At 71.8% G+C, this 14,455-nt stretch carries 11 protein-coding genes; 9 read left to right on the top strand and 2 right to left on the bottom strand.

The features are described from left to right. The first annotated feature begins 163 nt into the window (after positions 1-163). Positions 164-2,788 carry an alanine--tRNA ligase gene (gene alaS, locus AQ610_RS11220; protein ID WP_006026452.1) on the top strand — a complete coding sequence of 875 codons (2,625 nt, stop codon included), beginning with the start codon at positions 164-166 and terminating at the stop codon, positions 2,786-2,788. Between the two features lie 236 nt (positions 2,789-3,024). Here alaS and AQ610_RS11215 read toward each other — a convergent pair whose 3' ends face one another. Then, the gene (locus AQ610_RS11215) at positions 3,025-3,990 is read right to left on the bottom strand and encodes a LysR substrate-binding domain-containing protein (RefSeq protein ID WP_043282561.1); all 966 of its coding nucleotides are present in this window, start codon (positions 3,988-3,990) and stop codon (positions 3,025-3,027) included. A 148-nt stretch (positions 3,991-4,138) separates the two neighbouring features. Between AQ610_RS11215 and AQ610_RS11210 the strand changes: the two genes are divergently transcribed. From AQ610_RS11210 to AQ610_RS11200, 3 genes are all read left to right on the top strand, one after another. Next, on the top strand, positions 4,139-5,539 hold the full coding sequence (locus tag AQ610_RS11210) for a YbfB/YjiJ family MFS transporter (RefSeq protein WP_043282659.1): 1,401 nt from the start codon (positions 4,139-4,141) through the stop codon (positions 5,537-5,539). Positions 5,540-5,952: 413 nt separating this feature from the next. Then, positions 5,953-7,506, top strand: coding sequence for a trypsin-like peptidase domain-containing protein (locus AQ610_RS11205; protein WP_043282563.1), 1,554 nt, complete (start codon positions 5,953-5,955; stop codon positions 7,504-7,506). A gap of 221 nt (positions 7,507-7,727) precedes the next feature. Continuing rightward, positions 7,728-8,279, top strand: a complete 552-nt coding sequence (locus AQ610_RS11200; protein ID WP_006026456.1) for an NUDIX domain-containing protein — start codon at positions 7,728-7,730, stop codon at positions 8,277-8,279. A gap of 81 nt (positions 8,280-8,360) precedes the next feature. On the opposite strand, the gene AQ610_RS11195 is transcribed toward AQ610_RS11200, so the two are convergent. Next, entirely contained in the window at positions 8,361-8,696 is a 336-nt protein-coding gene (locus AQ610_RS11195) for a YbjQ family protein (RefSeq protein WP_006026457.1), read from the bottom strand. 214 nt (positions 8,697-8,910) lie between these two features. On the opposite strand from AQ610_RS11195, the gene gbd reads away from it, so the two are divergent. From gbd to AQ610_RS11170, 5 genes are all read left to right on the top strand, one after another. Further along, complete coding sequence (gene gbd / locus AQ610_RS11190) at positions 8,911-10,059, top strand: 4-hydroxybutyrate dehydrogenase (RefSeq protein ID WP_006026458.1); 1,149 nt, start codon at positions 8,911-8,913, stop codon at positions 10,057-10,059. A gap of 111 nt (positions 10,060-10,170) precedes the next feature. Then, positions 10,171-10,620 carry an acyl-CoA thioesterase gene (locus AQ610_RS11185; protein WP_006026459.1) on the top strand — a complete coding sequence of 150 codons (450 nt, stop codon included), beginning with the start codon at positions 10,171-10,173 and terminating at the stop codon, positions 10,618-10,620. Between the two features lie 4 nt (positions 10,621-10,624). Continuing rightward, entirely contained in the window at positions 10,625-11,560 is a 936-nt protein-coding gene (locus AQ610_RS11180; protein ID WP_015601720.1) for a branched-chain amino acid ABC transporter permease, read from the top strand. Beyond that, complete coding sequence (locus tag AQ610_RS11175) at positions 11,553-13,748, top strand: branched-chain amino acid ABC transporter ATP-binding protein/permease (protein ID WP_045554853.1); 2,196 nt, start codon at positions 11,553-11,555, stop codon at positions 13,746-13,748. The genes AQ610_RS11180 and AQ610_RS11175 overlap by 8 nt, the downstream gene beginning before the upstream one ends. Further along, positions 13,745-14,449, top strand: a complete 705-nt coding sequence (locus AQ610_RS11170; RefSeq protein WP_006026462.1) for an ABC transporter ATP-binding protein — start codon at positions 13,745-13,747, stop codon at positions 14,447-14,449. The genes AQ610_RS11175 and AQ610_RS11170 overlap by 4 nt, the downstream gene beginning before the upstream one ends. The last annotated feature ends 6 nt before the right edge of the window (positions 14,450-14,455 follow it).

Below are 14,455 nucleotides of genomic sequence, written 5' to 3'. Positions count from 1 at the left end.
ATTCATGGGGGCCTTCATGCGGAAGCCCTGCGCCCGGGACGCCCGCCGGCCGCGACGGCGGATCTATCCCGTATAATCGATCGTTTCAGAAACCCGCCGCCGCCCGCTTGAGCCGGAGCGGCCGGCGCTCAACCCAGTTTTGGCCCGACCGTCCCCGCACGCTATGAAAGCCGCCGAAATCCGCGAGAAATTCCTCAAGTTCTTCGAATCGAAGGGCCACACGATCGTCCGCTCGTCGAGCCTCGTGCCCGGCAACGACCCCACGCTGCTCTTCACCAATTCGGGGATGGTGCAGTTCAAGGACGTGTTCCTCGGCGCGGAGACGCGCCCGTACTCCCGCGCCACCACCGCGCAGCGCAGCGTGCGCGCGGGCGGCAAGCACAACGATCTCGAGAACGTGGGCTACACCGCGCGCCACCACACGTTCTTCGAGATGCTCGGCAACTTCTCGTTCGGCGATTACTTCAAGCGCGACGCGATCCACTACGCCTGGGAGCTGCTGACGGCCGTCTACAAGCTGCCCGCCGACAAGCTCTGGGTCACCGTCTACCACGACGACGACGAGGCCTACGACATCTGGGCGAAGGAAGTCGGCGTGCCCGCCGAGCGGATCATCCGGATCGGCGACAACAAGGGCGCGCGCTACGCGTCGGACAACTTCTGGCAGATGGGCGACACGGGCCCCTGCGGCCCGTGCTCGGAAATCTTCTACGATCACGGCCCGGACGTGTGGGGCGGCCCGCCGGGGTCGCCGCAGGAAGACGGCGACCGCTACATCGAGATCTGGAACCTCGTGTTCATGCAGTTCAACCGCGACGCGCAGGGCAACATGACGCGCCTGCCGAAGCCGTGCGTCGACACCGGCATGGGCCTCGAGCGGATCGCGGCCGTGCTGCAGCACGTGCACAGCAACTACGAGATCGACCTGTTCCAGAACCTGATCAAGGCGTCGGCGCGCGAAACGGGCGTCGCCGACCTCGCGAACAACTCGCTGAAGGTGATCGCCGATCACATCCGCGCGTGCTCGTTCCTGATCGTCGACGGCGTGATTCCCGGCAACGAGGGCCGCGGCTACGTGCTGCGCCGGATCGTGCGCCGCGCGATCCGCCACGGCTACAAGCTCGGCCGCAAGGGGCCGTTCTTCCACCGGCTCGTGGCGGACCTCGTCGCCGAGATGGGCGCCGCCTATCCGGAGCTGAAGGAAGCCGAGCCGCGCGTGACCGACGTGCTGCGCCAGGAGGAAGAGCGCTTCTTCGAGACGATCGAGCACGGGATGTCGATCCTCGAGGCGGCGCTGGCCGATCTCGAGGCCGCGGGCGGCAAGACGCTCGACGGCGAACTCGCGTTCAAGCTGCACGACACGTACGGCTTCCCGCTCGATCTGACGGCTGACGTGTGCCGCGAGCGCGGCGTGACGGTCGACGAGCCCGCGTTCGACGACGCGATGGCGCGCCAGCGCGAGCAGGCGCGCGCGGCGGGCAAGTTCAGGGCGACGCAGGGCCTCGAATACACGGGCGCGAAGACGACGTTCCACGGCTACGAGGAAATCGCGTTCGACGACGCGAAGGTCGTCGCGCTGTATGTCGAAGGCGCGTCGGTCGGCGAGGTGAAGGCGGGCGAGAGCGCGGTCGTCGTGCTCGACCACACGCCGTTCTACGCGGAATCGGGCGGCCAGGTCGGCGATCAGGGCGTGCTCGCGAACGCGGCCACGCGTTTCGCGGTCGCCGATACGCTGAAGGTCCAGGCCGACGTGATCGGCCACCACGGCGAGCTCGAGCAGGGCGTGCTGAAGGTCGGCGACGTGGTTCGCGGGGAGATCGACGCCGGGCGCCGCGCGCGCACCGCGCGCAACCATTCGGCGACGCACCTGATGCACAAGGCGCTGCGCGACGTGCTCGGCTCGCACGTGCAGCAGAAGGGCTCGCTCGTCGACGCGGACAAGACCCGCTTCGACTTCGCGCACAACGCGCCGTTGACCGACGATGAAATCCGCCGCGTCGAGGACATCGTCAACGAGCAGGTGCTCGCGAACGCGCCGGGCATCGTGCGCGTGATGCCGTACGACGACGCGGTGAAGGGCGGCGCGATGGCGCTCTTCGGCGAGAAGTACGGCGACGAGGTGCGCGTGCTCGATCTCGGCTTCTCGCGCGAGCTGTGCGGCGGCACGCACGTGCACCGCACGGGCGATATCGGCCTCTTCAAGATCGTCGCCGAAGGCGGCGTGGCGGCGGGCATTCGCCGCGTCGAGGCGATCACGGGCGACAACGCGGTGCGCTACGTGCAGGCGCTCGACGCGCGCGTGAACGCGGCGGCGGCCGCGCTGAAGGCGCAGCCGTCCGAGCTGCTGCAGCGGATCGGCCAGGTGCAGGATCAGGTCAAGTCGCTAGAGAAGGAGCTTGCCGCGCTGAAATCGAAGCTCGCGTCGAGCCAGGGCGACGAGCTCGCGCAGCAGGCGGTCGAGGTGGGCGGCGTGCATGTGCTCGCCGCGACGCTCGACGGCGCCGATGCGAAGACGCTGCGCGAAACCGTCGACAAGCTGAAGGACAAGCTCAAGAGCGCGGCGATCGTGCTCGCGGCGGTCGACGGCGGCAAGGTGAGCCTGATCGCCGGCGTCACCGCGGACGCAAGCAAGAAGGTGAAGGCGGGCGAACTCGTCAACTTCGTCGCGCAGCAGGTGGGCGGCAAGGGCGGCGGCCGGCCGGACATGGCGCAGGCGGGCGGCACGGAGCCGGCGAACCTGCCGGCGGCGCTCGCGGGCGTCAAGGGCTGGGTCGAGGCGCGGCTGTAACGCGGCCGGGCGGCGCGCCGGGAATCGGCGTGCCGTTTTCGTGCCGTTCGCGGCGGGGGCACGGCATCGCGTGGCCCGCGGCGCGCTTCGCAGGCCGCGCGTTTGCGCCACAGGAGGGCCGAATCGATCGGCGCGGCGGTGACAGGCCGACCGCACGCAGTGGTCTCGGCGATTTTTGCTTCGACGAGGTTTGCGGCGATTCGCGACGCGAACGATGCATCCGCGCATGCCGCGCGTCAGGCGGGCAGCGCCTCGTGCGCCGTGCCGCGCCGCGCGCGCCGGCGCGCGACCTTCGCCGCTTCGTTCGCCGTGACGTCGGTCGCGTTCGCCGCCGCGGCGGCGTCGCGCAGTGCGTCGCGCAGCGCGGCGAGCGCCGCCGAGAAATGCCCTTGACGCCAGACGAGCATCGTATCGATCGGCGGCATGCCGACGATCGGATGCACGCCGAGGCTGGCCGGCTCGCGCTGGACGGCGAGCACCGAGCGCGGCGCGACCGCGACGCCCGCGCCCGCCGCGACGCACGCGACGATCGCGTGGTACGAGCCGAGTTCGAGCACGCGCTCGGGCTTCAAGCCGTATGCCGCGTACCAGCGCTCGACGCAGCCGCGGTACGCGCAGCCGCGCTCGAACGCGACGAGCGTCGGCAGCAGCACGTCGCGCGGCGTGCGCACGCGCGGGTGGCCGCGCGGCGTCAGCAGCACGAGTTCCTCGGTGAACGCGGCAGCGGTCTCGAACGGCTCGCCGAACGCTTCGGAGCCGGCCGGCGTCGCGACGAGCGCGGCATCGAGCTCGAAATCGCGCACGAGACTGATCAGCTTGCCGGTCGTGCCGGTGACGAGCTCGAGCGTGACGTCGGGCCATGCCTGGTGGTAGCGGGCGAGAAAAGCGGGCAGGCGGCTTGCCGCGGTGCTTTCCATCGCGCCGAGCCGCAGCCGGCCGCGCGGCCTGTTTTCGGTGACCGCATGGCGCGCCTCGTCGGCGAGCGCGAGCAGGCGCTCCGCGTACGGCAGCAGCGTCTCGCCGGCGGGCGTGAGCACGAGCCGGCGGCCGTCGCGCACGAAAAGCGGCGCGCCGAGCTGTTCCTCCAGTTGCTTGATGCGGGTCGTGACGTTCGATTGCACGCGATTGAGCTTCGCCGCCGCGCGCGTCACGCCGTTCTCGCGCACGACCGCGCGAAAGATCGCCAGGGCCGCCAGATCCATGATTCTCTCCGTGGGATGAATCGAATCTGAATTATTCATTTTTCGAGAACGGTTGGTCAAGTTAGCATCGAGTCGACTTTGGCCATGACCTTGACCTTGCCGCGACGCTTCCGGCCCGATGGGGGGCGGCCGCATCGCCCTCGAAACGATGAGCTCCCTTCCTTCTTCCCGCGGCGAGGCCGGTGCGCCGAACCATCCGTTGTCCGGCGAACGCGCGGCGCGCGACGCGGCGCTTGCGGGCGCGGCGGCGCTCGCGGTCGCGCTCGGCGTCGGGCGTTTTGCATTCACGCCGCTGCTGCCGCTGATGCTCGCGGGCGGCGAGCTCGACATCCGGCACGGCGGCTGGCTCGCGTCTGCGAATTACGCCGGCTATTTCGTCGGCGCGATGGCATGCGCGCGCATCGCCGTCGATCCGGCGCGGATGGTGCGCATCGGGCTCGCGGCGACGGTCGCGCTGACGCTCGCGATGGGAATCGCAAGCCCGTTCTGGCTGTGGGCGCTCGTGCGCTTCGTCGGCGGCGCGGTCAGCGCGTGCACGTTCGTATTCGCGTCGCAGTGGGGGTTGCGGCGCGTCGTCGAGCACGGCGCGCCCGCGTGGGGCGGCGTGATCTATACCGGGCCGGGGATCGGGATCGTCGCGACCGGGCTGATCGGCTTCGCATTGGCGGGGCGGCATGCGGCGCTCGGGTGGATCGGGTTCGCGGCGGCGTCGGCGGTGCTGTCGGTGCTCGTGTGGCGCGCATTCGCGCCGGCGGCGCGCGAGTGGAGGCGAGATGCGGGCGGCCCGCATGCCGGCGGCGATGCGGGTGCCGCAGCCGGTGGGCGCGGCGCGGCAAATGCGGGGCGTGCGGCGGACTCGGCCAACGCAGTCGACGAAGCGACAGCGGCAACCCCAAGAAATTCCACGCCGGCGGGCATCGGCGGCCAGCGCGGAGCGGTCGCCGCGCCGGACGCATCGCCGGCCGCCAGCCGTCGCGATGCGTTCTGGCTCGTGCTCCTCTACGGCCTGCCGGGCTTCGGCTACATCATCACCGCGACTTTCCTGCCGGTGATCGCCCGCGCGGCGCTGCCCGCGCATTCGCCTTGGCCCGATCTGTTCTGGCCGATGTTCGGCGCGGCGCTGATCGTCGGCGCGCTGGCCGGCGCGCGGCTGCCGAGCCGCTGGGACAACCGTCTGCTGCTCGCCGCATGTTGCGTCGTGCAGGCGGTTGGCGTCGCGCTCGGCATCGTCTGGCCGACGGCGCCCGGATTCGCGCTCGGCAGCGCGCTCGTCGGCTTGCCGTTCAACGCGATCACGCTGTTCGCGATGCGCGAAGCGCGCCGCCTGCGCGGCGAGCGCGCAGCGGGCCTGATGGGCTATGCGACGGCGTCATACGGCGTCGGACAGATCGTCGGGCCGCTCGCGGCCGTACCGCTCGCCGCGCACGCGGGATCGTTCACGCCGGCGCTCTGGCTTGCATCGGCGGTGCTGGCGGCGGGGGCGGCGGGGTTCGCAGCCGTTGCGTCGAGCGCCTCGCGTACGGCGACGCGCGACCGCGGGATCGGATGAGCGCTCGACGGACGGCCGGATCGCGAAGCGGCCGCGGGCTGTGAGCGTGCCGGCCGAGTCGATGCCGACTGCACGTCGACGTGTCGAACTTTGCGTCGGGCGAGCCGACACGCCGCACGCGCCGCCGCGCTTTCGTTTCGAATGCGCGGATCGCCGACACGGCACGGCGGCGTTTCGCGATCCTCCACGATGACGATGCCGGCCGACCTCCGGCGCGGACCGCCAGGTCGTCGCCGGGCGCGCGCCGTGTCGGTCGACGCGCGCCGCGCGCACCGAAGCGATGCGGCGTATTTCGTGAAAGCACGGACTTCCGGTCGTCGGCCGCTATGCAATAATTGATTCATCAGTGCGTGCTAGTCCTTCGCGCGTCGCGCGACGAGCCCCTGGCATAACGACTGCCTTGGAGGTGCACTGTGTTTCGTCAAACGCTTGGCCGCGCCCTGATTCACGCTGCAGCGCTCGGGGCAGTGCTTGCCGGCTTCGCCTGCCTGCAGCCGACGCAGATCGCAGCGGGCACGCTGTCGCCGTCCGCGAAGGCGAAGCGAATCGCGCAGACCGGTCCCGCGGGGCCGATCGATTTTCCCACGCTCGTCGAACGATACGGACCCGCGGTCGTCAGCGTGAGCGTGCCTGCGCAGGAGCCGCAGATGTCGGCGTCCGGTCTCGAGGCGCTCGATCCCGACGATCCGTTCTTCGCGTACTTCAAGTTCGCCGCGCAGCCGCCCGTGTCGCTGGACAACGGGCCGCGCGCGATGGCGGGCGCCGGGTCCGGTTTCATCGTCAGCGCCGACGGGATCATCCTGACGACCGCCTACGTGGTCGGCCAGGCGAGCGAAGCGACGGTCCGGCTGATCGACCGGCGCGAATTCAAGGCGCGGGTGCTCGCAGTTGACGACCAGAGCGACGTGGCCGTCCTGCAGATCGACGCGACGAGGCTGCCGACCGTGCGGCTCGGCAATTCGTCCCGGGTGCGCGCGGGCGAGCCGGTGCTGACGATCGGCACGCCAGCCGGCTCGGCGAACACGGTGACGACGGGCATCGTCAGCGCGACGTCGCGCACGCTGCCCGACGGCGGCAGCTTCCCGTTCTTCCAGACCGACGTGACCGGCAACCTCGATAACTCGGGGGGGCCGGTGTTCAACCGCGCGGGCGAGGTGGTCGGCATCGACGTGCAAATCTACGGAAGCGGCGATCGCAATCCGGCCGTGACGTTCGCGATTCCGATCGACATGGCGGCCAAGGTGCGCGCGCAGGTGCTGCAAGCACAGCAACAAGCGCAGCAACAAGCGCGGCAGCAGGCGCAGCCGCCGGTTCCGCCGGCGCCGCGGACGCAGCCGGCGCAGCGCGCGGCGGCGCAGAACGGGCTCGGCGTCGACGTGCAGGACGTCGGCCCCGGGCTCGCGGCGGCGTTCGGCTTGCCGCGGCCGGCGGGCGCGCTCGTCAACGCGGTCGAGCCGGGGTCGCCCGCGGCCGTGGCCGGCCTGAAGCCGGGCGACGTGATCGTGCAGATCGGCGACAGGCCCGTCGGCGGCTCGTCCGAGCTCACCGGCGACGTGGCGGCGCTGCCGCCCGCGGCGAGCACGCCGATCACGCTGATCCGCAACCGGATGCCGATGACGGTGATGCTCGGTGCGAGTGCGGCGGCGGGCGTGTCGTCGGCGGCGGGGAACGCGCGCGCGGGCCGCAGCGAGGCGGGTGGCGCGGACCGCCTCGGCCTGACGATGCATCCGCTGACGGACGACGAGCGCCGCTCGACGGGATTGCCTGTCGGCATGGTGGTCGACGCGGTGCGCGGGCCGGCGGCGAGCGCGGGCATTCGGCCGGGCGACGTCGTGCTGGAATTCGACGATACGCTGATCGAGACGCCGGACATGGTGCCGGCGTTGGAGGCGAAGGCGGGGAAAACAGTCGCGGTGTTGATTCAGCGGGGGAGCGAGCGGAAGTTCGTATCGGTGAAGGCGCGCTGAAGAGGGGGCGCGAGTGGGCGCCGGCGGGGAGCGATCGCGCGATGGTCGGCGCCGGGTTGCCGGGTTGCCGGGCTGTGGCCGGGGGCGCCGTCAAGGCCGGAACGCGGTTCGCCGCCCGCGTCCGTGCCGTTCGAACTCGCTAGAATGAGGTCTTCACGACCCGAACAGCCGGCCGGATTCGCCCGACGCGTTCGGAAGAACGAATCGACTCGTCCCCGACAATGACCACCGCAGACTACCGTTTCTGTCCTCGCTGCGCGCGAGCGCTCGCCGAGCGCGCCGATCCCGTCGAGGAGGGCGGCCGCGTGCGCCGCGCGTGTCCCGACGCAACCTGCGGCTACGTCCACTGGAACAACCCGGTGCCCGTCGTCGCGGCGATCGTCGAGTACGAAGGCAGGATTCTGCTCGCGCGCAACGCCGCATGGCCCGAGGGAATGTTCGCGCTCATCACCGGCTTCCTCGAGCACAGCGAGACGCCCGAGGCGGGCATCGCGCGCGAAGTGCGCGAGGAGACGTCGCTCGAGGCCGAATCGGTGACGCTCGTCGGCGTCTACGAATTCATCCGCAAGAACGAACTGATCATCGCGTATCACGTGCGTGCGAACGGGACGATTCGCCTGTCGCCCGAGTTGCTCGAGTATCGGCTCATCGACCCGCCGAAGCTGCGCCCGTGGCGCGCGGGCACCGGCCAGGCGGTCGCCGACTGGATGCGCGCGCGCGGCCTCGAGTTCGAATTCGTCGATTTCCCTGGGGCCGCCGCGAACAACGGATAACGAACGATAACGGATGACGGCGGGAACCCGCCATGACGACGTAGCAACGCGTCGCGCCGCCCGCTGCCCGCGATGCCCGCGTCAGCCGGCGCGCGCCGCCTGCACTGCGGTGCCGTAGCACAGCACCTCGGTCACGCCTGACGCGATCTCGGTCGCGTCGTAGCGCATCCCGACGATCGCGTTGCCGCCCAGCCGCCGCGCCTCGTCGACCATCCGCTCGTAAGCGTCCTGCCGCGCGCGCTCGCACAGCGACGTGTAGAGCGAGATGTTGCCGCCGAACAGCGTTTGAATCGATGCGCCGAACGTGCCGACGATCGAGCGCGAACGCACGACGATGCCGCGCGCGACGCCGAGCGAGCGTTCGATCCGGTAGCCCGGGAGGTCGAAAGCGGTCGTGATGAGCTGCGGATCTGCCATGATGTGTCCTCGTCGATGTGAAAATGTCCTTGCGCCGCGCCTCTTGGAATTTGCCGCAATCTATGCTTTTCTGTGCGGCACGCCCCGCGTGCGCCGCGCCCGGCGTCGCATGTTCGCCCGGACGGCGGCCGCTTGTCCAGCGCCGGGCCGCGCGCCGGCCGCGCTTGCGCGGCGGCGGGGCGATTCGAACGAGCGCGATCGAAGGAGACTTCCCGTGGCCTACATCCATTACCTGACGCACATCCATCTCGGCGACGACGCGCTCGCGATGCTCGGCGCCGAGTGCGCGCGCAGCGGCATCGCGCGGCCGCTCGTCGTGACGGACAAGGGCGTCGCGGCGGCGGGGCTCGTCGATCGCGCGCTCGAGGCGCTCGGGGCGGGCGCGCTGCCGGTGTTCGACGACACGCCGTCGAACCCGACGGAGGCGGCCGTGCTCGCCGCCGCGGCGCGCTATCGCGACGAAGGCTGCGACGGGCTCGTCGCGGTCGGCGGCGGCTCGGCGATCGATCTTGCGAAGGGCGTCGCGATCGCGGCGACGCATCCGGCGCCGCTCACGCAATACGCGACGATCGAGGGCGGCAGCGACCGGATCGGCGCGGGCGTCGCGCCGCTCATCGCGGTGCCGACGACATCGGGCACGGGCAGCGAGGTCGCGCGCGGCGCGATCCTGATCCTTACCGACGGCCGCAAGCTCGGCTTCCATTCGTGGCATCTGCTGCCGAAGGCGGCGATCTGCGATCCGTCGCTCACGCTCGGCCTGCCGCCGGGGCTCACGGCCGCGACCGGCATGGACGCGATTGCGCACTGCATCGAGACCTTCCTCGCGCCGGCGTTCAATCCGCCCGCCGACGGCATCGCGCTCGACGGTCTCGAGCGCGCGTGGGCGCACATCGAGCGCGCGACGCGCGACGGGGGCGACCGCGCCGCGCGCCTCGCGATGATGAGCGCATCGATGCAGGGCGCGATGGCGTTCCAGAAAGGGCTCGGCTGCGTGCATTCGCTGTCGCATCCGCTGGGCGGCGTGAAGGTGAACGGCAGGACGTCGCTGCATCACGGCACGCTGAACGCGGTCGTGCTGCCCGCGGTGCTGCGCTTCAACGAAAGCGCGCCGACCGTCGTCGCCGAGCGCCGCTATGCGCGGATGCGCCGCGTGATGAACCTGCCGGAGAATGCGGACCTGCCGCAGGCGCTGCACGACATGACCGCGCGCCTCGGCCTGCCGACGGGCCTCGCGCAAATGGGCGTCGACGCGCGCGTGTTCGACCACGTGATCGAAGGCGCGCTCGCCGATCATTGCCACAAGACGAATCCGCGCATCGCGTCGGCCGACGATTATCGGCGCATGCTCGTCGAATCGCTGTGACGGCGGCGGGCGCGCCGCCGCCATCGCCGCTATCATCGTCGCCATCGCCGCGCGACCGGCCGGCCATTCTCAACCCATCGTCAAGCAACCGTTTCTTCGCATCGCGCCGACATGTCCTCGACCAAACCCGTTCCGCTGCCGCGCAGCGCCTATCGCCACTTCCTGCCGATCACGACGCGCTGGATGGACAACGATGTCTACGGGCACGTGAACAACGTCGTCTACTACAGCTACTTCGATACGGTCGTCAACGAATACCTGATCCGCCGCGGCGTGCTCGACGTCGAGCGCGGCGAGACGATCGGCCTCGTCGTCGAGACGCAGTGCAGCTACTTCGCGCCGCTCGTGTTCCCGCAGCGCGTCGAGGCGGGGCTGCGGGTCGCGCGGCTCGGCTCGTCGAGCGTGCGCTACGAGGTCGGCCTCTTTGCCCACGGCGAAGCGTCGGCCGCCGCGCAAGGGCACTTCGTGCACGTATACGTCGATCGCGCGACGCGCCGTCCGGTGCCGCTGCCCGAGCCGTTGCGGGCCGCGCTCGCGCCGCTCGCCGGGCAGGCGGCCTGACGCGGTGCAGTCGATCGTTCTCGATTTGCTGAACGGCCTGAGCTACGGGCTGTTGCTGTTCATGCTCTGCGCGGGGCTCACGCTCATCTTCAGCATGCTCGGCGTGCTCAATTTCGCGCATGCGAGCTTCTACATGCTCGGCGCATACGCAGGCTACGCGATCGCCGCGCGCACGAGCTTCTGGGTCGCGCTCGTCGCCGCGCCGCTCGTCGTCGGCGCGTTCGGCGCGCTGTGCGAGCGCACGCTGCTCAGGCGGGTGAGGGCGAGCGGCCATCTCGACGAATTGCTGCTCACGTTCGGGCTCGCGTATCTGATCGCCGAAGGCGTGAAGCTCGTCTGGGGGCTCGCGCCGCTCGCCGCGCCCGTGCCCGCCGTGCTCGACGGCGCGGCGTTCACCGTCTACGGCGCCGTTTTCCCGCGTTATCGCGCGTTCATGATGATCGTGTCGATCGCGATGCTCGGCGCGCTGTGGGCGGTGCTGCGCGTGTCGCAGACGGGGCTCGTCGTGCGCGCGGCGCTCACGCATCGCGCGGCCGTCGAGGCGCTCGGCCATGACGTGCCGCGCGTGATGACGCTCGTGTTCGCCGCGGGCACCGCGCTCGCCGCGCTCGCCGGCGTGATCGGCGCGCCGCTCGCGGTGATCGAGCCCGCGATGGCGCAGACGCTCGGCTCGGTCGTGTTCGCGGTGGTCGTGATCGGCGGGCTCGGCTCGCTCGCGGGCGCGCTCGTCGCGTCGCTCGCGGTCGGCTGCGCGCAGACGTTCGCGACGGCGAGCCGCGCATCGCTCGGCGACGCGGCGCAGTGGGCGGGCATCGCGCTGCCCGGCGCGTGGCGCGCGCTGACGCTCGCACAGCTCGCGCCGCTGATTCCGTATCTGCTGCTCGTCGCGGTGCTCGCGTGCCGCGCGCGCGGCCTGCTCGGCGAGCGCGCCGATGTCTAGCGGCGCGCTCGCCGTGAGAAGCCGCTTGCCGGAAGCGCTGTCGTGGCTCGCGCTCGTCGCGCTGCTCGTCGTGCCCGCGCTCGCGTGGCCGCACGGCTGGATGCTCGGCTATCTCGCGCAGACGGCCGCGATGATCGTGCTCGCGCTGTCGTACAACCTGCTGCTCGGCACGACGGGGCTGCTGTCGTTCGGGCACGCGGCGTTTGCGGGGCTCGGCGCGTTCGCCGCCGCGCACGGCTTCAATCGCTACGGCCTGCCGCTGCCGTTCGTGCCGCTCGCGGGCGGCGTCGCGGGCGCGGCGTTCGGCGCGCTGCTCGGCTTCGTCGCGACGCGCCGCGCGGGCACCGCGTTCGCGATGATCACGCTCGGGCTCGGCGAGCTCGTCGCGGCCGCCGCGTGGAGCATGCCCGACTGGTTCGGCGGCGCGGGCGGCGTGTCGATCGACCGCGCGGCCGGCCCCGCGCTTGCCGCGTGGGATTTCGGCAAGCCGATGCATGCGTATGCGTTGATCGCCGCCTGGTGCGTCGCGGCGGCGGTCGCGATGCGCATGCTCGTGCGCACGCCATTCGCGCGGCTCGCGAACGCGGTGCGCGACAATCCGGCGCGCGTCGCCGCGCTCGGCACCGATCCGCGCCGCGTGCGCTACGCGATGGCGATCGCGGCCGCGTTCTTCGCCGGCGTGTCGGGCGCGCTGACGCTGATCGACGTCGAGGTCGCGACGTCGGAGAGCGTCGGGATGCTGCGCTCGGGCGCGGTGCTGTTCGCAACGGTGATCGGCGGCGCGACGGCGTTCTTCGGGCCCGTCGTCGGCGCGGTGCTGCTGACCTTCTTCAGCGTGTTCGTCGCGAGCGTGTCGCGCGCGTGGCTGCTGTATCTCGGGCTGCTGTTCGTCGCCGTCGTGCTCGCCGCGCCGGGCGGCGCGAGCGGCTGGTGGCGCGCGCGACGGCGGCGCGCGGCGCGCCTCGGCGGGCGATGCGAGCCTGTCGGCGCGCTCTTCGGCGCGGGCGCGGCGCTCGCCGGCGGCGTCGCGATCGTGTTCGTCGTCGAGCTCGCGTATGCGTTGCAGTTCGCGCAGGACGACGGGCGGCGCGCCGTGATCGGACCTTGGCGATTCGATGCGCTCGCGCCGCTCGGCTGGGGGATCGCGGCGGTCGCGGCGGCGCTCGCCGCAGGCCTCGCTTATGCGGCGCGGCGGCGCGGCGCGCATCGCGCGAATCCGTCGGCCGCCGATGGGACGGACACGAGCGGCGTGTCAGGCGGATCGGTTGCGCCGGGCGCATGCAACAGGGCCGATGCGGCAAGTGCGGCCGACGTGACGAGCGCGCGTCGTGCGGCGGGCGTGCGCGACGACGCGTCATCGCCATCGTTCGCGACGATCGCCGCCGCGGGAGCCGCCGCAGCCGTTCCCGGCCGCGACGGCGTGCACGCGGCGAGCGCGCCGCCCGCGTTGCGCGTGACGAACGTCGGCAAGTCGTTCGGCGCGACGCGGGTGCTCGCCGGCATCGATCTGACGATCCGCTGCGGCGAGCGCCATGCGCTGATCGGCCCGAACGGCGCCGGCAAGTCGACGCTCTTCAATCTGATCGCGGGCGCGCTTGCGCCGACGCGCGGCCGCATCGCGCTGAACGGCGTCGAGCTCGGGCGGCGGCCGCCGCACGCGGTCGCGCGCCTCGGGCTTGCGCGCAGCTTCCAGCAGACGAGCGTGTTCGCGCGGATGACCGTGCTCGACAACCTGCGATGCGCGGCGCTGCACGCGCCGCGCGAGCGCCGCCGCTGGCGCAGCCGGCTTGCCGGCGCCGCCGCGCTCGATTGCGCGGCCGACGCGGCGCTTGCGTCGATCGGCCTCGCCGCGCGCCGCGACGCGCTCGCGGGCAGTCTGAGCTACGCGGAGCAGCGCGCGCTCGACGTCGGGCTCGCGCTCGCGAGCGGCGCGTCGGTGTTCCTGTTCGACGAGCCGACGGCGGGAATGAGCCGCGAGCAGGCGCGCGAGACGATCGAGCTGATCCGCCGCGCGACGGCGGGCAAGACGGTGCTGATGATCGAGCACGACATGGACGCGGTGTTCGGCTTCGCCGATCGCGTATCGGTGCTCGTGCGCGGCGAGCTGGTCGCGACCGGCTCGCCCGCGGCGATCCGCGCGAACGCGGCCGTGCGCGCCGCGTATCTCGGCGAGGCGTTCGAGCGATGAGCGCGCTCCTCGAATTGCGCGGCGTGCGCGCCGGATACGGCGCGCTGCCGGTGCTCGACGGCGTGGACTTGCGGATCGCGGCGGGCGAGGCCGTCGCGCTCGTCGGCCGCAACGGCTCGGGCCGCTCGACGCTCGCGAAGGCGATCATGGGAATGGTGCCGGTGGCGGGGACGGTGCGCATCGACGGCATCGACGTCGCGGGCGCGCCGACGTTCGCGATCGCGCGGCGTCGCGTCGGCTATGTGGCCGAGAGCCGCGACGTGTTCGCGCTCCTGAGCGTCGAGGACAATCTGCGGCTCGGCCTGCGCGGCGTGTCGGGCGCGGCCGCGCGCGCGGCGCTCGCCGCCGCGCGCGAGCGCCATCCGATGCTCGCCGAGCGCTGGCGCACGAAGGCGGGCGTGCTGTCGGGCGGCGAGCAGCAGATGCTCGCGCTCGCGCGCGCGTTGATCGGCGCGCCGCGCGTGCTGATCGTCGACGAGCCGGCCGAAGGGCTCGCGCCGCTCGCCGTCGAGCAGATCCGCGCGTGTCTCGCCGGCGCGAAGGCGCAAGGCGTCGCGCTGCTGCTGATCGAGCAGCGGATGCGGCTCGCGCCGGCGCTGGCGTCGCGGGTCGCGGTAATGGGGCGGGGGAGGATCGTCTACGACGGCGCGGCGAACGCGCTCGATGCGGGCGTCGTCGAGCGTTGGCTCAGCGTCGGCTGACGGGCG

Source organism: Burkholderia humptydooensis, assembly GCF_001513745.1.
GTDB classification, from domain to species: domain Bacteria; phylum Pseudomonadota; class Gammaproteobacteria; order Burkholderiales; family Burkholderiaceae; genus Burkholderia; species Burkholderia humptydooensis.
The sequence above is the reverse complement of the archived record's forward strand: the minus strand, read 5'-3'. Positions and strand labels throughout refer to the sequence as shown.